The 19,850-nt window shown below is 66.6% G+C and carries 12 protein-coding genes and 3 pseudogenes; 5 read left to right on the top strand and 10 right to left on the bottom strand.

Annotated features, from left to right (window positions below; translation table 11 throughout):
* Positions 1-262 precede the first annotated feature (262 nt).
* The gene (locus tag AWC07_RS29280) at positions 263-1,264 is read right to left on the bottom strand and encodes a PGRS repeat-containing protein (RefSeq protein ID WP_051508094.1); all 1,002 of its coding nucleotides are present in this window, start codon (positions 1,262-1,264) and stop codon (positions 263-265) included.
* Positions 1,265-1,446: 182 nt separating this feature from the next.
* On the opposite strand from AWC07_RS29280, the pseudogene AWC07_RS26615 reads away from it, so the two are divergent.
* Positions 1,447-1,574 (top strand): annotated as a pseudogene (locus AWC07_RS26615) (ABC transporter permease subunit); the annotation flags it as partial.
* A gap of 40 nt (positions 1,575-1,614) precedes the next feature.
* On the opposite strand, the gene AWC07_RS05710 reads toward AWC07_RS26615, so the two are convergent.
* The 4 genes and pseudogenes from AWC07_RS05710 to AWC07_RS05695 form a co-directional block, all read right to left on the bottom strand.
* The gene (locus AWC07_RS05710; protein ID WP_036415825.1) at positions 1,615-2,100 is read right to left on the bottom strand and encodes an Rrf2 family transcriptional regulator; all 486 of its coding nucleotides are present in this window, start codon (positions 2,098-2,100) and stop codon (positions 1,615-1,617) included.
* A gap of 83 nt (positions 2,101-2,183) precedes the next feature.
* Positions 2,184-4,034, bottom strand: coding sequence for an adenylyl-sulfate kinase (gene cysC, locus AWC07_RS05705; RefSeq protein WP_036415822.1), 1,851 nt, complete (start codon positions 4,032-4,034; stop codon positions 2,184-2,186).
* A pseudogene (gene cysD, locus AWC07_RS05700) lies at positions 4,034-5,031 on the bottom strand (sulfate adenylyltransferase subunit CysD). Before cysD ends, cysC begins: the two are co-directional and overlap by 1 nt.
* Positions 5,032-5,239: 208 nt before the next feature.
* Positions 5,240-5,731, bottom strand: coding sequence for a beta-class carbonic anhydrase (locus AWC07_RS05695; RefSeq protein WP_036415831.1), 492 nt, complete (start codon positions 5,729-5,731; stop codon positions 5,240-5,242).
* A gap of 254 nt (positions 5,732-5,985) precedes the next feature.
* On the opposite strand from AWC07_RS05695, the gene AWC07_RS05690 reads away from it, so the two are divergent.
* Genes AWC07_RS05690 through AWC07_RS05675 form a run of 4 tightly spaced genes read left to right on the top strand, consistent with a single transcriptional unit; the run spans position 5,986 to position 11,352 of the window.
* Complete coding sequence (locus AWC07_RS05690; protein ID WP_036415818.1) at positions 5,986-6,963, top strand: ABC transporter permease; 978 nt, start codon at positions 5,986-5,988, stop codon at positions 6,961-6,963.
* Complete coding sequence (locus AWC07_RS05685) at positions 6,960-7,859, top strand: ABC transporter permease (protein WP_036415815.1); 900 nt, start codon at positions 6,960-6,962, stop codon at positions 7,857-7,859. Before AWC07_RS05690 ends, AWC07_RS05685 begins: the two co-directional genes overlap by 4 nt.
* Positions 7,856-9,691: a dipeptide ABC transporter ATP-binding protein gene (locus AWC07_RS05680; RefSeq protein WP_036415813.1), complete on the top strand. Its 1,836-nt coding sequence runs from the start codon at positions 7,856-7,858 to the stop codon at positions 9,689-9,691. The genes AWC07_RS05685 and AWC07_RS05680 overlap by 4 nt, the downstream gene beginning before the upstream one ends.
* Positions 9,688-11,352, top strand: coding sequence for an ABC transporter family substrate-binding protein (locus AWC07_RS05675; RefSeq protein WP_036415811.1), 1,665 nt, complete (start codon positions 9,688-9,690; stop codon positions 11,350-11,352). Before AWC07_RS05680 ends, AWC07_RS05675 begins: the two co-directional genes overlap by 4 nt.
* Here AWC07_RS05675 and AWC07_RS05670 read toward each other — a convergent pair.
* From AWC07_RS05670 to AWC07_RS05650, 5 genes and pseudogenes are all read right to left on the bottom strand, one after another.
* Positions 11,339-12,580: an alpha/beta fold hydrolase gene (locus AWC07_RS05670; protein ID WP_036415808.1), complete on the bottom strand. Its 1,242-nt coding sequence runs from the start codon at positions 12,578-12,580 to the stop codon at positions 11,339-11,341. The genes AWC07_RS05675 and AWC07_RS05670 overlap by 14 nt on opposite strands.
* 54 nt (positions 12,581-12,634) lie before the next feature.
* Positions 12,635-14,278: a GMC family oxidoreductase gene (locus tag AWC07_RS05665; protein WP_051508093.1), complete on the bottom strand. Its 1,644-nt coding sequence runs from the start codon at positions 14,276-14,278 to the stop codon at positions 12,635-12,637.
* Positions 14,271-16,892, bottom strand: coding sequence for an AAA family ATPase (locus tag AWC07_RS05660; protein WP_036415806.1), 2,622 nt, complete (start codon positions 16,890-16,892; stop codon positions 14,271-14,273). Before AWC07_RS05660 ends, AWC07_RS05665 begins: the two co-directional genes overlap by 8 nt.
* Entirely contained in the window at positions 16,889-18,040 is a 1,152-nt protein-coding gene (locus AWC07_RS05655; protein WP_036415804.1) for a metallophosphoesterase family protein, read from the bottom strand. The genes AWC07_RS05660 and AWC07_RS05655 overlap by 4 nt, the downstream gene beginning before the upstream one ends.
* Before the next feature lie 266 nt (positions 18,041-18,306).
* Positions 18,307-19,646, bottom strand: a pseudogene (locus AWC07_RS05650) (ATP-binding protein); the annotation flags it as partial.
* Between the last annotated feature and the right edge of the window lie 204 nt (positions 19,647-19,850).

Genomic DNA, 19,850 nt, shown 5'->3' with positions numbered 1-19,850 from the left:
GATCGCGAACTACGCGTCCGGCATAACCGGCCTCCAATCCGCGAGTTCACTCGCCATACGCGACCTCGTGTCGCACACCGTCACCATCAGTGCCTCCAAGCACTACAGCGCGGCACCCCGCAAGCCAGCCAAGACTTCAGCGGGGTGCCGCGCACCCATCAGTTCCTTGCCACACTGATGGTGCACACGAACCAGATCAACCCCGCCAGCACACCGACCGCCGCATCGGCAGCCTCAATGACGAATGGCTACCCAGTGGTCGTCACCCCAAGAAAGGGCCAAGAAGCAGACCCGGCAAGTTGAACAGGTCCCCCTCTGGTCCACCCTGGCCACCGGGGCCACCTATCCCCGATGGCGCCCCCACACCCTCGTCATAGCCGGGGTCTCCACCATCGCCACCTTTGCCGCCACTGCCGCCACTGCCGCCAGGATGCTGCAGGAGGTCCTGCAGGAAGCTGTTGTTGGCGGTGTCGCCGAGGGCAATCCCCCCGGTGCCGCCGACACCGCCGTCGCCGCCGGCACCGCCGTCGCCATTGGCGAAACCTGCAACCAGCGAGGAGCCGCCCTGGCCGCCGGGGCCACCTTCCCCGCCGGGACCGCCGGGGCCAATGAACCGGGTGGAACCGCCGTGCCCGCCGGGTCCCCCCTCACCACCCTTACCGCCGCCACCCTGGCTCGTGCTACCCATACCGCCGACTCCGCCGGCACCACCGGGCCCGCCGCCACCGATCCAACCGCCCGTGCCGCCGTCACCGCCTGACCCGCCGGGACCACCGGCAAATACGCCGGTGCTGTTGAAGTCGGCGATGCCCTGGCTACCCGCGCCGCCGGGCCCGCCGGCGCCGCCGAATCCATACAGATAGGCATCGCCACCATCACCGCCGCGGCCCGCAGCGATCCCAAAACCTACGCCCAATTCCTCCGGCAGCGGCGCGCTCCCCCCGGGCCCACCCGGCCCGCCGTTGCCGGCAAACCAGCCAGCATTTCCCCCACGACCGCCGCCCGCCAGCGTTCCGCCCGCCCCGCCGGCCCCGCCGTTGCCGAAGCCCCAAGCGTCACCTCCGCGGCCACCGAAACCACCCTGCAATCCATCAATCGCCCGGAAATCGGCGCCTCTGCCGCCCTTTCCGCCGCTACCGATAAATCCGGCGTTGCCGCCTTGTCCACCGGCCTGACCGGGTGCCGTCCCGTCGGCGCCGTCGCCGCCGTTGCCGATGAGCCACCCGTCTGCGGGCAGGCACTTCGACGAACCTTCAGAAGTCATGAAATGCGCCGGTCACACCCGTGATGCGGGACCCTGCAGAAAAGGCTCAAACTCTGTCTCAATGCGGCATGGTGGTCGGGCATGACCCGCTTTCTGGCGCGCCGGTTGCGCTCAACTAACTCGTGCTGTTGGCGTTGGCCTCGTTCCTGACCTACTGCCTCACTTCTCTGGCGTTCTCGCCGCTGCTCGACGTCCTGCGGCAGGATTTCATCGCACCGCCCACGCCAAGGGGCTGACCCGGCGGCGAGCGCTGATCAAACACGGGCTGCGGACCGCGCTGATCCCGATCGCCACGCTGTTCGCCTACGGGTGGCCGGACTGGTCCTCACCCGGCCGTACGGTTCGGGCGGCTAGTCGCCGCTGCGGGCCGACCCATGCCGTTTGCTCTCCTGCTCGCGGTAGTCGTCGGCGAGTTGTGCGACATGCTCGGGCAGCGTGCCGGCGGCGACGTCGGCCAAGCTGGTTTCTTCCAGCACCGATCGCATACTGGCCCGCAGCGCCCGCCACACATCGGTCAGCGCTGCGGTGGGCCCGGAGTAAGGCAGGTCGCCAAGCCCGATATCACGCACGCTGGCCAGCGGTCCGTCGATACAGCGCAGCACGTCGGCAATGCTGATCTCGCCGCCCGGACGTGCCAGCTCATAACCACCCTCGCGACCCCGGTGGCTGCGCACCAGGCGATCGGTGCGCAGGTTGGTCAGGATGTCGACGAGAAATTGCGGGGGTATGCCCTGAGCCTGGGCCAAATCGTCGGTCTTGACCAGGCTGCCGGTGGGAGCGGTAGCGAGTTGGATCATCGCCCGCACCGCGTACTCAGCCTTGGCCGACATCCGCATGCTTCAGGATTGTGCCACCCGCCCAAGCGACGATGCGCAACGCGAAGCGTTGCGAGAAGGAGCGGGGCACCGCTCCTTCTCCCTTAGACCCGAGACCCCAGCAAGTCGATAAGCATCTGCGCCTGCTCGTCAAGGCTGTGACCGGGGGTGAGGCGCAGGTCGGGATTCTTCGGCCGCTGATACGGGCTGTCGATCCCGGTGAAATGCGTGATCTCCCCCGCGCGCGCTTTGGCATACAAGCCCTTGGGATCGCGGCGCTCACAGTCTTCGAGCGGCGTGTCGCAGAACACCTCGACAAAGTCAAACCCGGCGTCGTCGTGCACTTTTCGGGCCAGCGCGCGGTGCTCAGCCAGTGGGCTGATCGCCGGAACCAGTACGACGTGGCCGCAGTCGGCGAGCAATACCGCCACATGCGCCAGCCGCCGCAGGTTCTCGGCGCGATCGGCCATGCTGAATCCCAGGTCCGCGTTCAACCCGTGCCGCAGGTTGTCGCCGTCGAGAACGTAAGCGGGAACGCCGCTTTCGAGCAGCTTCTGCTCCACCCGCGTGGCCACCGACGACTTGCCCGCGCCGGACAACCCGGTGAACCATACCGTGCGTCCGCGCGGCCGGTCGTTGGCTGTCACCAGCGACTTGTGCCGCACGGTGTTGGGGCTGGGTGTGTGGGCCGCGACCTCGCGTAACACCATGCCCGCCGCCACGGTTCCGTTGGTGTCGGGATCGATGAGGATGAACGATCCGGTGGCGGCGTTGCGGGTGTATTCGTCGAGCAGCAGCGGCATCTGGGTGCGCAGCGAGATCCGGCCAAGCTCGTTGAGCTTCAAGGCGGTGGCGGTCTTGTCGCGGTGCAGGGTGTTGACGTCGAGCCGGTAGTCGAGCCCGGTAACACGGGCACGGGTAGTTCTGGTGGTGTGCTTGATGACGTAGTCCCGGCCCGGCTCCAGCACCGCCGAATCCGCCATCCAGCACACCGTTGCGTCGAAGCTTTGCGCGACCCTGGGTTTGTTGTGGGTGCGAGCGATCATGTCGCCGCGGGAAATGTCGATGTCGTCGGCAATGCTCACCGAGACCGCCATCGGTGGAAACGCTTCCGGCACCGGCCCGTTGGGGCCTTCGATGGCGGTGATCCGGGTGGTCTTGCCGATCGGCAACACGATCACCTCGTCACCGGGACGCATTACCCCACTGGCCACGGTGCCCGCATAGCTGCGGTGGTCTTGATGCCGCAGCGTGTGCGGCCGGATGACGTACTGAACCGGGAACCGCACGTCGACCAGATTTCGGTCACCGGCGATGTAGACCTCTTCCAGATGGGTCAGCAGCGCCGGTCCCTCGTACCACGGTGTCTGGTCGGACTTGGTCACCACATTGTCGCCGTTCAGCGCGGAGATGGGGATCGTGGCTACGTCTTGCACATCCAGGCGGGCGGCGAAGGCGTGGAACTCGTCTCGAATCGCCTCGAATTTGTCCTTGTCCCAACCGATCAGGTCCATCTTGTTGACCGCGAGCACGATGTGCTGAATGCCCAGCAGCGAGGCCAGGAAGGCGTGCCGCCGGGACTGCTCCAGCAGGCCGTGACGCGCATCGACCAGCACGATCACCAGTTGGGCGGTCGACGCGCCGGTCACCATGTTGCGGGTGTACTGGATGTGGCCGGGGGTGTCGGCAATGATGAATTTTCGCTTGGGCGTGGCGAAGTAGCGGTAGGCGACGTCGATGGTGATGCCCTGCTCGCGCTCTGCCCGCAAGCCGTCGGTGACCAGAGCCAGATCGGTGTAATCGTGGCCGCGTTCCCGCGACGTCTGTTCCACCGACGCCCACTGGTCTTCCATGACCGCCTTGGAGTCGTAGAGCAGCCGCCCGATCAACGTCGACTTGCCGTCGTCGACGGATCCGGCGGTCGCGATGCGCAACAGCGTGGTAGACGCAGTCATCAGAAGTACCCCTGCCGCTTGCGGTCTTCCATCCCAGCCTCCGAGATCCGATCGTCAGCCCTGGTCGCCCCGCGTTCGGTCAGCCGCGACACCGCCGTCTCGGCGATAACTTCGGCCACCGTCGCGGCATCTGATTCCACACACCCGGTACAGGTGACGTCACCGACGGTGCGGAACCGCACCGTGGCCTCGAACACCGGCTCGTCGGCCCGCGGCTGCAGGTACCGATGCGAGGCCAGCAGCATCCCGTCTCGCTCAAACACCTTGCGCCGGTGGGCGAAGTAGATCGACGGCAGGGTGATGTTCTCCTCCCCGATGTAGGACCAGATGTCGAACTCGGTCCAGTTCGACAACGGGAAGACCCGGATGTGCTCACCCTTGTGATGCCGTCCGTTGTAGAGGTTCCACAACTCGGGGCGCTGGGCTTTGGGGTCCCACTGGCCGAATTCGTCGCGGAAGCTGAACACCCGTTCCTTGGCACGCGCCTTCTCCTCGTCGCGCCGGGCTCCCCCGAACGCCGCGTCGAACTTGTTCTCCCGGATGGCACGCAGCAGCGTCACGGTCTGCAGCGGATTACGCGAAGGCAAGGTTTCGACGACCCGCCCGGCGTCGATGTCGTCCTGCACCGACGCCACCACCAATCGCACCCCGGACGCGGCGACCAGCTCGTCGCGGGTCTCGATGACCTCGTCGAAATTGTGGCCGGTATCGACATGCATCACCGGGAAGGGCAGCCGCCCCGGCCGAAATGCCTTGAGCGCCAAGTGCAACATGACGATGGAGTCCTTGCCGCCGGAGAACAACAGCACCGGCCGTTCGAACTCCGCAGCCACCTCACGAATGATGTGGATCGCCTCGGCTTCGAGCAAGCGCAGATGGCTCAACTCGTACTGCCCCGCCGCGGGGCCCGCCTTCACGCCGCTGGTCATGGCTTACCTGTCATAGTCCGCGCCTCATACCTGATAAAGTTGGTTGGATTGACCAGGTTTACGGTCATTGTGACCAATGGAACCAGTCTTCCCCGGCGCTGTCAACGGAAGTCGGGTGCGCCCGCTGCCACCTGGGCAATCAGCTCAGGCGTGAGAGGCGCCGGCCGGATCGGCGGCCGGATCGGCGGCCGGATCGGCGGCCGGATCGGCGGAGGAGACGCCGCGAGACGGGGACCGTCCCACGGCGGGCGCCCGCTCAGGGCGGTGAACCGGGTGTTACAGCGTGACCTCGGCGAGCTTGCCGGTGGCGACGTCGAACACGAATCCGCGCACCGAGACATGCTTGGTGACGAACAGGCTGTGCTCGATGCGGCGCAACGACTGCTTGACAGCCTCGACGACATCCGAGAATGCCTCTGCCGCCCACGGCGGTTTGACGCCGACCTCTTCGTGGATAGCGCGTTTGAACTCGTCGTCGGTAAAAGTGAGCATCCCGCAGTCGGTGTGGTGAATCAGCATGATCTCGCGGGTGCCGAGCAGTCGCTGGCTGATGGCCAACGAGCGGATCGCATCGTCGGTAGCGACGCCGCCCGCGTTACGGATGACGTGCGCTTCTCCCTCGTTGATCCCGAGCAGGCGGTGGACGTCGAGCCGGGCATCCATGCAAGCCAAGATGGCGATGTGTTTGCTCGGCGGCAGCGGCAGCGGACCCTTGAAGGTACTTGCGTAGATGGCGTTGTTGGCCAGGTATTCGTCGGTAACCGTCACGCAGGTCTCCTGGCATCGCGGTATGGGGTTTGCTATACGGATCGGTCCGCTGAGGAGTGTAATGACCGGCGACCAGGATTGCACTGGTGAAAATCGATGCGATTGGAATGGACGGACCGCGTTGCCATCGCGGTCATAGCTCAGCGTGTCTGCGGCCATGAGCCGACGACCGGCGACCTGCCTGCCCGGCGTTGTTTGTCGGCAGGTCACCTACCAGCTCGCTACCCTGTCCCAATGCGGCATGGTGGTCGGGCATGACCCGCTTTCTGGCGCGCCGGTTGCTCAACTACGTCGTGCTGTTGGCGTTGGCCTCGTTCCTGACCTATTGCCTGACGTCTCTTGCGTTCTCGCCGCTGGAAAACCTGATGCAGCGCAGTCCACGGCCGCCGCAAGCGGTGATCGACGCCAAGGCCGCGCAACTGGGGCTGAACCGGCCCATCCCGATCCGCTACGCCCACTGGGTTTCCCACGCGGTTCGCGGCGACTTCGGGGTCACCATCACCGGCCAGCCCGTCGGCACCGAGCTGGGGCGGCGCATCGGAACCAGCCTGCGGCTGCTGATCATCGGATCGGTGGTCGGCACGATACTGGGCGTGGCGATCGGGGCGTGGGGCGCCATCCGTCAATACCGGCTCAGTGACCGCGTCATCACCATGCTGGCGTTGCTGATGCTGAGCACACCGACATTCGTCGTGGCCAACCTGCTGATCCTGAGTGCCCTACGGGTCAACTGGGCGCTAGGTCTGCAACTGTTCGACTACACCGGCGAGACCGCGCCCGGCGTGGCCGCCGGGACCTGGCACGCCTTCGGTGACCGGTTGAAGCACCTGGTCCTGCCGTCGCTCACCCTGGCGCTGGGAGCTGCCGCCGGTTACAGCCGCTATCAGCGCAACGCAATGCTCGACGTCCTGGGGCAGGATTTCATTCGCACCGCCCGCGCCAAGGGGCTGACCCGGCGGCGCGCGCTGATCAAACACGGGCTGCGGACCGCGCTGATCCCGATGGCCACGCTGTTCGCTTACGGGGTGGCCGGATTGGTCACCGGAGCGGTTTTCGTCGAGAAGATCTTCGGCTGGCACGGCATGGGCGAATGGATGGTCCGGGGCATTTCAACCCAGGACACCAACATCGTCGCGGCGATCACGGTGTTCTCCGGGGCCGTGGTCTTGCTGGCCGGTCTGCTCTCTGACGTCATCTACGCGGCGCTGGACCCCAGAGTGCGAGTGGCATGACCGCCTTGGCCCAGCCAGATGTCGCGGAGTTCATGTCGCGGCGCACCCTGGTGCTGCGCCGGTTCCTGCGCAACCGGTCCGCGGTGGCCTCGCTCACGCTGCTGGTGCTGCTGTTCGTCGGCTGCTACACGCTGCCCGCGCTGCTGCCCTACTCCTACGAAGACCTTGATTTCGACGCCTTACTGCAACCACCGAACACACGTCACTGGCTGGGCACCAACGCCCTGGGCCAAGACCTGCTGGCGCAGATATTGCGGGGCATGCAGAAGTCGATGCTGATCGGGGTGTGTGTCGCCGTGATCTCCACCGGCATCGCCGCCACCGTGGGGGCGATCTCGGGGTATTTCGGCGGCTGGCGAGACCGAGCGCTCATGTGGTTGGTCGACCTGCTGCTGGTGGTGCCGAGCTTCATCCTGATCGCCATCGTGACTCCACGAACGAAGAATTCGGCCAACATCATGTTTCTGGTGTTGCTTTTGGCCGGTTTCGGCTGGATGGTGAGCTCCCGCATGGTGCGCGGCATGACGATGAGCTTGCGTGAGCGTGAATTCATCCGTGCGGCACGGTTTATGGGGGTGTCCAGCCGCCGGATCATCACCGATCACGTGATCCCGAATGTGGCGTCGATCCTGATCATCGACGCGGCCCTCAACGTGGCATCGGCCATCTTGGCCGAAACCGGTTTGAGCTTCCTCGGTTTCGGCATCCAGCCACCCGATGTGTCGCTGGGCACCTTGATCGCCGACGGCACCCAATCCGCGACGACGTACCCGTGGGTCTTCCTGTTTCCGGCCGGGGTCCTGGTGCTGATTCTGGTGTGCGCCAACCTGACCGGTGACGGCCTGCGCGACGCCCTGGATCCCGGCAGCAGAACGCTGCGCCGGGGTGAGCGATGACCCCGCTGCTCGAGGTGACCGACCTGGCCGTCAGCTTCCCCACCGACGGCGATCCGGTGACCGCGGTGCGTGGCATCAGCTACCGCGTCGACCCGGGCGAAGTGGTGGCGATGGTCGGCGAATCCGGGTCGGGTAAGTCCGCGGCGGCGATGGCGGTGGTGGGCCTGCTGCCCGAGTACGCCGAAGTACGCGGCTCGGTGCGGCTGCAGGGCACCGAACTCCTCGGGCTCGGCGACGACGGGATGTCACGGTTCCGCGGCAAGGTGATCGGCACGGTGTTCCAGGATCCGATGTCTGCCCTGACGCCCGTCTACACCGTCGGCGACCAGATCGCCGAAGCGATCCGGGTGCATCAGCCCCGCGTCGGTAAGCAGGAAGCCCGCCGACGCGCCGTGGAACTCCTTGAGCTGGTGGGTATCTCGCAAGCGCAGCGGCGGGCCCGCGCCTTCCCGCACGAGCTCTCCGGCGGCGAACGGCAACGCGTGGTGATCGCGATCGCGATTGCCAACGATCCTGATCTGTTGATCTGCGACGAGCCGACCACCGCGCTCGACGTCACCGTGCAGGCGCAGATCCTCGACGTGCTCAGGACGGCCCGTGACGTCACCGGAGCCGGGGTATTGATCATCACCCACGACCTCGGGGTGGTCGCCGAGTTCGCCGACCGGGCGCTGGTGATGTACGCCGGCCGGGTCGTCGAGTCAGCCGGGGTCGATGACCTTTACCGCGATCGCCAGATGCCTTACACCGTGGGGCTGTTGGGGTCGGTCCCGCGCCTGGACGCCGAGCAGGGCACCCGGCTGGTGCCAATTCCCGGCGCGCCTCCGTCGCTGGCCGGTATGGATCCCGGTTGCCCGTTCGCGCCCCGCTGCCCGCTGGTGATCGACGAATGCCGAACCGCCGAGCCCGAATTGATCGAGGTCGGCATCGGCCACCGGGCTGCTTGCATCCGCACCGACCAGGTCGACGGCCGCAGCGCCGCCGACATCTACGGCGTGAACACCGAGACCTCCGCACCGGACCTCGGTGACACACCGGTCGTCGTGCGAGTCAGCGGCCTGGTCAAGACCTACCGGCTGACCAAGGGCCTGCTGCTACGCCGGTCGATCGGTGAGGTTCGCGCCGTGGACGGCGTCAGTTTCGAACTGCAGCAAGGCCGCACGCTGGGCATCGTCGGTGAATCAGGCTCGGGCAAGTCGACCACTCTGCACCAAATACTGGAATTGGTTGTGCCGCAATCGGGATCGATCGAAGTGCTGGGCACCGATGTCGCCACCCTGACATCGTCGAGCCGTAGGTCGCTGCGCCGCGACATTCAGGTCGTCTTTCAAGACCCGGTGGCCTCGCTGGATCCGCGGCTTCCCGTCTCTGATCTGCTCGCCGAACCGTTGCAGGCCAACGGCTTCAGCAAGACCGATACGCACGCCCGGGTGGCCGAGCTGCTCGACATCGTCGGGCTGCGCCGCTCCGATGCCAGTCGCTATCCCGCCGAGTTCTCCGGTGGGCAAAAGCAGCGCATCGGTATCGCCAGGGCGCTGGCGTTACAGCCCAAGATACTGGCGCTCGACGAGCCGGTATCGGCGCTCGACGTGTCGATCCAGGCCGGCATCATCAACCTGCTCCTGGACCTGCAAGAGCAATTCCGGCTCTCGTATCTATTTGTCTCCCACGATCTTTCGGTGGTCAAACACCTCGCCCACGATGTGGTCGTCATGTATGCCGGCGCCATCGTCGAGCAGGGCTACAGCCGGGAGGTTTTCAGCAATCCGCAACACGAGTACACGCGGCGGCTGCTTGGTGCGGTGCCGCAACCGAATCCCAGGCAATCATGACCAACCGGACCCGCCTCATATTTGCGCTGCTGATCGCCGCCCTGATGGTGGCCGGATGCTCGGCCGCACCCGTGACGCCGTCGGCCGCGCCGAACGGCGCCGTCGGCACGACCAGCGACATCAACCCGCAGAACCCCGCCACGCTGCGCGACGGCGGCAACCTGCGGCTGGCGCTCAGCGACTTCCCGCCCAACTTCAACATCCTGCACATCGACGGCAATTCGGCCGAGGTCTCCTCGATGATGAAGGCCACCATGCCGCGCGCGTTTGTCATCGGGCCCGACGGCTCGACGACGGTCGACACCGACTACTTCACCAGCGTCGAACTCACCCAGGCCGACCCGCAGGTGATCACCTACACCATCAATCCCAAAGCGGTCTGGTCCGACGGTTCGCCGATCACCTGGCGTGACATCGCCAGTCAAATCCACGCGACCAGCGGCGCCGACAAGGACTTCGCGATCGCGTCTCTCAACGGCGCCGACCGTGTCGCCTCGGTGACCCGCGGCGTCGACGACCGCCAGGCCGTCGTGACCTTCGCCAAGCATTACGCGGAGTGGCGCGGAATGTTCGCCGGCAACGGGATGCTGCTGCCCGCCAGCATGACCGCCACGCCCGAAGCATTCAACAAGGGCCAGCTGGACGCGCCAGGTCCGTCCGCCGGCCCGTTCATCGTCACCTCGCTGGACCGCAGCACCCAGCGAATCGTCTTGTCCCGCAACCCTAAATGGTGGGGCGAGCGGCCGCGGCTAGACAGCATCACCTACCTGGTTCTCGACGACGCGGCACGGTTGCCGGCGCTGCAGAACACCACGATCGACGCCACCGGAATCGGCTCGCTCGATCAGCTCACCATCGCCGAGCGCACCAAGGGCATCTCGATCCGCCGCGCGCCGGCCCCGAGCTGGAGCCACTTCACCCTCAACGGCGCGCCCGGAGCGATACTGGCCGACCCGGCGCTGCGCCTGGCGGTCTGCAAGGGGATCGACCGCCGGACCATCGCCAAAGTGGCCCTCTACGGCCTCACCAGCGATCCGGCCCCACTGAACAACCACATCTTCGTCGCCGGGCAGGAGGGCTATCAAGACAACAGCACCCCCTACGACCCGGAGCAGGCCAAGCGGGACCTCGACGCGCTGGGCTGGAAGCTCAACGGCAAGTTCCGGGAGAAGAACGGTCGCCAGCTGGTGGTGCGCCTACTGTTCTACGATGCGCAGAGCACCCGGCAGTTCGCGCAGGTCGCTCAGCACAGCCTGGCACAGATCGGGGTGAAACTCGAGCTGCAATCACGCTCCGGCAGCGGCTTTTTCAGCAACTACGTCAACGTAGGAGCCTTCGATATCGCGTTGTTCGGGTGGGTCGGCGACGCGTTTCCGCTGTCGTCGCTCACCCAGATCTACACCTCGGACGGGGAAAGCAACTTCGGCAAGATCGGCAGCCCCGAGATCGACGCCGCCATCGAGCGGACGCTGCAGGAACTCGATCCCGCCAAGGCCCGTGAGCTGGCCAACGAGGTCGACAAACTGGTGTGGGCGGAAGGATTCAGCCTGCCGCTGACCCAATCGCCCGGAACCATCGCGGTGCGCAGCACGCTGGCCAACTTCGGTGCCACTGGTCTGGCCGACCTCGATTACAGCGCAATCGGATTCATGCGGGACTGACCTGGCGCCGCACCGGTAGGACGGCCGCCTCCGCCGCGGCGGCCACGTCGATCGCCTTCCACAGCAGCCGCACCGGCGACCGTGCCGGCATGGCGTCGAGCATCGGCGCCTGGCCGCTGAGCCGGTCGTGTTCGCCGCGGCAGACCGCGGCGGCGATGACCAGGGCGGCGGGCTCCCGAAAGTCCAGGGCGCTGTGCGCCATCGTCGGAAACTCCACGAGCACCGCGTCGGGCACCAGCGACGCCACGCGTTCCGCTACCGTCGGCGGGGTGATGAGGTCGCGTCCGCCGGCAACCACGACCGTCGGCCAGCCGAATTTCGGCATCTCGGCCACCAAGTCATACGGCTCGCGCTCGAAAACAGCTGTGGGGGCCAGGGTTTCCCGCATCGCCACGGCGGGGTCGAGGGGCAGGCCGTCGGGCTCGGCGGCGTAGTCGAGTTCGCGGAATGCGATGCGGCTGACCAGATCGTTCTCGTAGCGGTAGGGCACCTTCCGATTGACAGCGGTGGTGACCCGGCAGAGCCCGCGCCACAGCATCGTTCGGCCGTCGAGCAATAGGTCGAGTTGCCGGTCGAGGAGCTTGGCGCCGCCGTAGCCGTAAATTGCTGCCGCGACCTGGGCCGCGGACGCGGTCATCACCCCGGAGTCGACCAACCGGCGGACCTTGGGCGCGAGTGCGGCCGTCTCCGGACTGTCGCCCTTGAGCAGCAGCCTGCGGATAGCGTCGCGCGCCAGCGCTATGTCATGGCGCGACAGCACCGGGGAGTCGAGGACCATCGCTTTGGCTCGGCTGGGATGTCGCACCCCCAGCCCCGCCGCGATATAGGTGCCGTACGACGTGCCGTAGACGACGGCCGAGTCCACGTGTGCGTCGTCGAGCACCGCGGCGACGTCGTCGACGACCTGGTCGATGGTGAGCGCCTCTGGCGGCAGGTCAGCACCGGTGTCGTCGTGGCGCGACATGCCCACGCCACGGTGCTCGATCATGATCACGTCCAGACCGGCCACGGCGGCTCTGCGGCGCAATCCGTGGTACAGGCGCATCGACGCGACTCCCGGTCCGCCCGGGATGATGACCAGCGGGTGCGCCGATTTGCGACCGGTGCGCACGTAGTACAGGTCGAACTCGTCGTCACTGCCGGGTGACACCGGCCGGCGCACCGGCCGCACTCCCGGCAGTTTCGCCAATTTCTCGTGTACCTTGCGCCTTTTGGCATTCATCGTCATAGGTATTGACCCGCCATGCGGTCCATTCTGCCGAGAATCAGCCCGGTCGGCAGTTCAGCGGCGTGGGCTCAGCTGCCGGAGCAGGTCGGCGGCCACTTCTCCAATAAGCACCGATGGCGCGTGGGTGTGTCCCCTGATGGTGCTCGGCATCACCGACGCGTCGGCGACACGGAGCCGGTCGATGCCGCGCACCCGCAGCTGCGGGTCGACCACGCTGTTCTCATCGGTGCCCATCCGGCACGTGCCCAGCGGATGGTAGAGGGTGTGCGAGCACGTTTTCAGCGCTAGCTCGAGGGTTGCCTCGTTCAGCTCGGCACAATTGCGCGGCCGCGCGATGGGCCCGAGCAGGCCCTTGAGTGAGGGCGCGTCGGCGATCCGGGCACACATCCGTAGGCCGGCCATCATCGCGGCCCGGTCCACTCCGTCGCGATCCGATAGGTAGCGCGGGTCGATGACCGGTTTGGCATGCGGGTCGGCCGAGCGCAGCGTGATCTGGCCGCGGCTTTCCGGAGCGACCAGGATTGGCCCGAGCACCACCCCGTGGCCCGGCGGCTGGACGAGCAGACCCTCGTCGTAAAAGGGCGCCGGGGCAAAGATCAGCTCCAGATCGGGCAGTTCGAGATCTGGTCGGCTGCGGACGAAACCGTATGCCTCGCCGACGTTGGACGTCAGCATGCCGCGGCGCCGCAGCAGATAGTCGAGCACCTGTCGCGGCTTCTCGGCCGCGGCCAGGCTGTCGCCGGCGACGTCGAACCCCATCGGTGTGACCAGGTGATCGAGCAGGTTCTGGCCCACCCCCGGTGCGTGGTAGACGGTTTGGATGCCGTGCTCGGCGAGGTGATCGCGGTCGCCGATGCCGGAGAGCATCAACAGTTGCGGGGTGTTCACGGCGCCGCCGCACAGCACCACCTCGCGGCGGGCGTGGACCACGCAGGTCTGGCCGGCGCGCCGGTATTCCACGCCGACGGCCCGGTTCCCCTCGATGACGATTCGGGTCGCGGTGGCCTCGGTGAGCACGCGCAGGTTCTTGCGGCGCAGCGCGGGCTTGAGGTAGGCGTCGGCGGTGCTGTATCGCGCACCTCGACGCTGGGTGACGATGGTCTCGCAAAACCCTTCCGGGTCAGCAGAATTGGGCTGCGCACCCGCAAAGCCGCACTCACGTGTCGCGGCCAGGAAGGCCGCGGTCGATGGCCGGGGACTGCGCTGACGGGAGATGTGCAGTGGACCGGTCACCCCGCTGTCGTCGCCGCTGACGAAATGCCATGCAGCGGTGACGTTTTCGATCTGACGGAAATACCCGAGCACTTCGGTGTATGACCACTGGGGGCCGGCACGCCGCGCCCACTCGTCGTAGTCCGCCTTGAACCCGCGCACCCACATCATCGCGTTCATCGATGATGAGCCGCCGAGTACTTTGCCTCGGGGCCAATAGATTTCACGATCGCCGAGCCCCGGCTGCGGTTCGGTCAGGTAGTCCCAGTCGATCTCACTGCGGAACAACTTGGAAAACGCCGCCGGAATACCGATGAAACGGTTCTTATCCCGGGGGCCGGCTTCCAGCGCCACTACCGAGGTGCCCGGATCGGCGCTGAGCCGATTGGCCACGACCGCCCCGGCCGATCCGGTGCCCACCACCACGTAGTCGCACTCAATATCAGTCGCCGGTGACTGGCGGGACAGCCGCCGATTGCTAGGCATGGAGATCGATGCGGTGCGCGTTGGTGACACCGTCGTAGCGGTCGGGGCTGCACGTCAGCACGATCACCTGTCCGTGGGCGCCCACAGTGTCGAATACCTCCCCCATCTTGGCCAACCGTTCCGGATCGGTGAACCCTAGCGCGTCATCGACCACCACCGGAACGGTGTCCTCCTTGGCGACCAGGGCCGCTCCGGCGAACCGGGCCAGGATGCCGAGCTGCTCTTTGGCTCCTCCGGACAACGACTCGTAGGGCACGGTGGTGCCGTCGAGAGTGCGGCTGCGGATCTTCAAGTCGCTGCCGATATCAACCTCGAAGGTGTGCCCGAACACCGGACGACCGAGCCGGTGCAGCTCCGCGCGGTACGGCTGGACGTAGCGCAAGCGGGTGCTGTCGCGGTGGCGTGCCATCACCGAGCGCAGCAGCTGCGCGGCCCGGGCTCGGCGGCCGACGCGGGCGTGCCGGCTCGCGGCATGTTCACGCTCCGTCTCGGCGGCGTCGAGTTTGCCTTTGCGTCCCTCGCTGCCGAACACCGAGAGTTCAATACTGATCTCTCGCAACGCGTTCAGGGCATCGTCGTGGCTTTGGCGTAGTGATTCGGCGAGGTCGCCGGCTAGTGTCAGCTCGGCGGCCACGGCATCGGGTGCCATGGCGGCAAACGCTTCGTCCAGTTCGGCCACCCGCCGCTCGGCGGTTTCTCGAGCGCGCAGATCGGCGTTGGCTTTGACCGCAAGGTCCGCGTCGCTGACCGAGGCCCGCGCCTGCGCCAACCGGTTTCGGGCCGCGTCGAGTTCGGCGCGCTGAGCTGTGTGCCTCTGCTGCAATACCGCTGCCTTGGTCGATGTTTCGGCCAAGCGACGACCGGCGGTTGCGGCGGTCCGACGTCGGGTCTCACACTCGGTCTGCGCGGCCGTGCGGGCCGCCTCGGCCGCTTGCAGTTCGACGCGGGCGGCCGCGGCGTCCGTAGCGAACAGATTCGGCTCGGCCGGTTGACTGGCTTGCAACTGCGCCAGCCGGGCGCGGAGTTGATCCACCTGTTCGTCGCCGCACAGACCGTCCAGGGTGGCGGTCAGCTGATCGCGTTTGTTTTGCAGTTCCCGGCGCCGCTGGTCGGCAGCTCGCGCCTCGGCCACGCTGGTGATCGCGCCGGCCGTCAAGGCGGCAGTCAGTTCTTGTTGTGCGGCGACCTGTTTGGCCTGAATCTCCTGCGCGGCCGGGCCCTGGCTGATCCGCGCGGTGAGGACACCCGGAACCACCACTTCACCGGGCCCGGCGGCCGTGATCGACCAGGATTCGCCCGCCGGCAGCGACACTCGCTGCCCGCCGACGACAAGCTCGATGTCGACAGCGGCGGTGAATTCCACGGCGGCGGATACGGATGCCAGCTGTCCGGCTGATCGATCGGCAGCCGCGGCGGCCTCGTCGATTCGACACATCACCTGTTCGGTCACCGTCACCCCGGACAGCTCCGCACAGACCCGGTCACGCTCGCGGTGGTTGGCGTCGATCCTGGCCAGCCGGGCACCTAACCGGTCAGCCTCCTCGCGGTCGACGATCTGGTCCAGCGCGCGCCGGGCGGACTCGGCGCGGGCTTGGGCGGCCGACAGAACGCGTACCGCTTCCTCGACCGCGGTGTCGCAGATCTCAGCCGCTGCCGCCGCCTCCTTCTGTTCATCGGCGGCTTGTTCGGCTTCGACCTGCAGGACAGCGATAGTTGTTGCTCGAGTGCCGATTTCAGCGACAAGAGACAGCCGCTCCGCGTGCGCAGCGGTCGATGCGGCGCTGGTTGCGGCCGCAGCGGCGGCGATGAGCTTCGCTTCCCGCGCCTGGTTGGTGAGCGCGGCGATCTGGTCTGCCGCTTCCTGCGCCGCAGCGAGCCGAGGACCGGCGTTGCGGTGTTGCTGCGACAACTCGGCCGCTTCTCGGGTCAGCTCAGCATGGCGACGGACCCGCTCGTCGACCTCTGCCACGGCGGCCGCACACTCGGCCACCGCGGCCTCGGCGTCGGCCAGCCCGGCGATGGCGGCGGACCATTCCCCGGTGGGCCGCCCGGTCGCGGTGAAATAGCGCGCATATTCGGCGTCGATCCGCTCGATCAACAACGGCTCGGAGCCCGACAGCGCCGCGTCGTCTCCGGCCGCGACATCGAGCGCGCGCGACAGCGCATCGCAACCCGACAGATCCACCGCGACCGTCGACGCGGCCTGCAGCACGCGCTGGGCATGCCAGAGCTCGGTGTCCACCGTCTCGGCCAGCATTGCCCGGACCCGATCGTGCGCCTCGTCGCCGGTCAACTGTTCACGGCGCGGCGCCACGATGGTCAGCTCGGTCTCGGGCCGCTTGTGGAAGCGCTTACGGTATACGAAACGATAAGGGCCAGTGCTTATTTCGGCGGTGACTTCGGATCCGGCGTCGGCGTTGGCCGGCTTGACCTGCTTGACCTCTTTCTTGGTGGAGCGGTCTTTGGATTCCAGCAGCAGGTCCAGCGCCTCGATCATCGACGACTTGCCACTCTCATTGGCGCCGCACACCACCACCACGCCCTGATCGGGAAACTCGATCTCGCGGTGGGAGATGCCGCGATAATTCGACAGGACGAGCCGGTGCAGCTTCATGCGACGCCCCGATCAGTCAGCCGCAGCAGCAGCGCCAAAGCAGCCTGCGCATCCACAGCCTTGTCGCCCTCGCCCGCACGCGCGGTTGCCACCAGCTCATCGACCGCGGCGGCGGCGAACCCGCCGATGCCGAGGTCGCAGAATTCGCCGTCGGCCGGCACCACCGCCAGATCGGTGCGACGCTCCCATAAGCCCAGCCACCCGAACAGCCGCGCGTATTTGTCCAGGCAGGCGTCCAACGCGGCGCGGTCGGTGACCGTTAATGAGCCGGTCAGTGCCAGCCGCACCACGGTGCGTTCCTTGTCGGTCATCAGATCCAGGTTCATGTCCAGATCGGCGATGTCGCGGCTGGTGTCCACCTGGTTGTGCAACGTGACGAAACGCCAGCGCCCGATATGCCTGGCGTCAACGGCTACCGGACGTCGCGGATCGGCTTCGTCGATATCCACCACCAACACATAACCCGGGTCTGCTTCGACATCATCGAAATTGGTGACCTCGGGCGAGCCGGAGTACCACACCCGGCCACTACTGCCGACCTGGGTCAGTGAATGCTTATCACCAAGAGCCACATAGTGAATCAAGCCGGCCGCCAATGCGCGGTCAAGTTCAGCGAGACGGATCAGCGAAGGTTTGTCGCGGTCGGGATCCAAGATGTCTACCCCACCGTGGGCGACGAGCACCCGGGTGACGCCGGCAGCGGAAAGGGGGGCGAGCACGTCGGCGACAAGATCGGCGGTAGGGGCTTTTGATCGCCACGGCGCGGCGACGATCTGCAAACCCGGCCGAACCTCGTGGATGCCGGGCCGGTCGAGCACCATCACGTTGTCTGGACATTCGGCCGTGAACAGTGCGCTGGTGTAGACCGATGCTGCGTCCAGCGGGTCGTGGTTGCCGGGCAGCAGATAGACGGGAATTCCGATGGCGCGCATGGCTTCCAGGGACTGGCCGATGACCCGCGGAGCCAGTTGGTTGTGCTCGAAGACGTCACCGGCCACCACCACGAATTCGGCGTCGACCTCGGCGGCCAGGGCGTTGAGTCCGGCGACCGCGTCGCGGCGGGCCGCCGAATAACGCGGCTGGGCGTCCCCGGCCAGGAAGTGCCGGGTCATGCCCAATTGCCAGTCGGCAGTGTGCAGGAATCGCATCCTGGCGACCTCCCTCCGGGGCTACTCGTCTTCGGCACCGCGAGTGTAGGTCGGCACACCGACAAGACGCGGGACATCGCCCGGCAGGTTTCGCTTCGGGCCTCGGCGTCGTTGACAGGGCAATCGCTCGCGTCACTCTGGTTTCACGGGGAAGTTCTTGGAGTCCCTCAGCGGAGTTAACTGACGTCGCATATTGACGTGCTTGTCTCATCGGCGGCAAGGGCCGCTGCAGGTGCGGCGGGCGGCCGCGGACGTGAGGGGGCTGTTTCGGTCAACAAGGCGTGGGACCAATCCACCGAGGCCCGCAACGTCTGCTGGCGGCGCACCGCGGTGCGCGAACCACCGGTCAGCAGGCGGAATCGGTCATGCAGGCCATCGACGATCTCCGCCAGCGACATCGTCCGGACTCGTGCGGCCGCCAGTTCGATCGCCAGCGGCATGCCATCAAGGCGGGTACAGATCTGTTCCACCGCGCAGGCGTTGTCGCCGCTGACGGTGAAGCCGGCCTGAGCCAAGCGGGCACGGTCGGCGAACAACTCGACGGCATCGTCCGCCAGCGACAACGAAGGCACCTGCCAGGCCGCTTCGCCCGCCATGCCAAGCGGCTCCCGACTGGTGGCGAGCACCGTCAGCCCCGGCGCGGCAGTGAGCAACCCAGCCACCAACTTGGAGCTGGCCGAGCAGGTGCTCACAGTTGTCCAATACGATCAGCAGCTGGCGACCGCGGATGAACCGCAACAGCGTCTCCATCGTCGATCGCCCGGGCTGATCCGGTAGACCGAGCGCCCGGGCCGCCGTGACCGGCACGACGTCGGGATGGGTGATCGGCGCCAAATCGACGTAAAACCCGCCGTCGCGGAACTCTCGGCGATCTTCGTAGCGACGTGCACGGCCAGCCGCGTCTTCCCTACCCCACCCGCCCGATCAGGGTGACCAGCCGACTGCCGGCCAGCGCTTCGCGTAGGCTCGCGATTTCCGGTTGGCGACCAACGAAATTCGTCAGATGTACCGGAAGATTATGGGTCGCAATAGTTTCCGGTGTGCGCAGCGGCGGGAAGTCGTTGCACAGGTCCGGATGACACAGCTGCACAACTCGCTCGGGCCGGGGCAGATCGCGCAACGGGTGGCTGCCGAGATCGCTCAACCACGCATCAGCCGGGAGCTGGTCTATGACCAAATCACTTGTGGTGCCCGACAGCACCGTCTGGCCGCCGTGGGCCAAGTCGCGCAGCCATGCGGTGCGATTGATCGCCGGCCCGACGTAGTTGCCTTCTCCACCGGTTTGGCTGCGTAGCCGCACCTCGCCGGTGTGCACCCCGATACGCAGCCGGATCGGCGCCAGCGGTGTGCGCTGCAGCTGCAGCGCAAACGCGATCACGAAGCTGTCGCCCTCGCCCTGCTCGACCGGCCGGACACCGTCGTGGGCGGCGATCGCCTTGCATATCGTCTGGTCCAAGCGGGTGATAGCGGCTGCCATCTCGTCGGGGTGCGTTTCCCACAGCCGTGTCGAGCCCTCGACGTCAGCCAACAGCAACGTCACCGTTCCGGTTGGTAACTCGCTCATGCCCACGGCGCTCCAGTCGATTTCGCTCATGTTAGCCAGCATGCGGGGACACCGATCGCAAAACATCAGCGAAATGGCTGATCGTGCTAGCTGCCCGGCGCGGTATATACGCGTCTCTGCAAGTTGCCGTTTTAGGTATTGCGGCCGATGACGGCTGGCCGGTTCCGCTCGGCTAGGAACGCGCTGAATAACCTGTCCATTGTTGGTCGTGTCTGACGGCTGTGCGCGGTGTGGCGTGTGATGATG

This window comes from Mycobacterium gastri (assembly GCF_002102175.1).
In the GTDB taxonomy this organism is placed as follows: Bacteria; Actinomycetota; Actinomycetes; order Mycobacteriales; family Mycobacteriaceae; genus Mycobacterium; species Mycobacterium gastri.
The sequence above is the reverse complement of the archived record's forward strand: the minus strand, read 5'-3'. Positions and strand labels throughout refer to the sequence as shown.

What these genes read in the sequence shown, in the direction of transcription:
- AWC07_RS29280 (WP_051508094.1), bottom strand. Translation starts at nt 1,264, where the DNA reads ATGACTTCTGAAGGTTCGTCGAAGTGCCTGCCCGCAGACGGGTGGCTC.
- AWC07_RS05710 (WP_036415825.1), bottom strand. Translation starts at nt 2,100, where the DNA reads ATGCGGATGTCGGCCAAGGCTGAGTACGCGGTGCGGGCGATGATCCAA.
- cysC (WP_036415822.1), bottom strand. Translation starts at nt 4,034, where the DNA reads ATGACTGCGTCTACCACGCTGTTGCGCATCGCGACCGCCGGATCCGTC.
- AWC07_RS05690 (WP_036415818.1), top strand. Translation starts at nt 5,986, where the DNA reads ATGACCCGCTTTCTGGCGCGCCGGTTGCTCAACTACGTCGTGCTGTTG.
- AWC07_RS05685 (WP_036415815.1), top strand. Translation starts at nt 6,960, where the DNA reads ATGACCGCCTTGGCCCAGCCAGATGTCGCGGAGTTCATGTCGCGGCGC.
- AWC07_RS05680 (WP_036415813.1), top strand. Translation starts at nt 7,856, where the DNA reads ATGACCCCGCTGCTCGAGGTGACCGACCTGGCCGTCAGCTTCCCCACC.
- AWC07_RS05675 (WP_036415811.1), top strand. Translation starts at nt 9,688, where the DNA reads ATGACCAACCGGACCCGCCTCATATTTGCGCTGCTGATCGCCGCCCTG.
- AWC07_RS05670 (WP_036415808.1), bottom strand. Translation starts at nt 12,580, where the DNA reads ATGACGATGAATGCCAAAAGGCGCAAGGTACACGAGAAATTGGCGAAA.
- AWC07_RS05665 (WP_051508093.1), bottom strand. Translation starts at nt 14,278, where the DNA reads ATGCCTAGCAATCGGCGGCTGTCCCGCCAGTCACCGGCGACTGATATT.
- AWC07_RS05660 (WP_036415806.1), bottom strand. Translation starts at nt 16,892, where the DNA reads ATGAAGCTGCACCGGCTCGTCCTGTCGAATTATCGCGGCATCTCCCAC.
- AWC07_RS05655 (WP_036415804.1), bottom strand. Translation starts at nt 18,040, where the DNA reads ATGCGATTCCTGCACACTGCCGACTGGCAATTGGGCATGACCCGGCAC.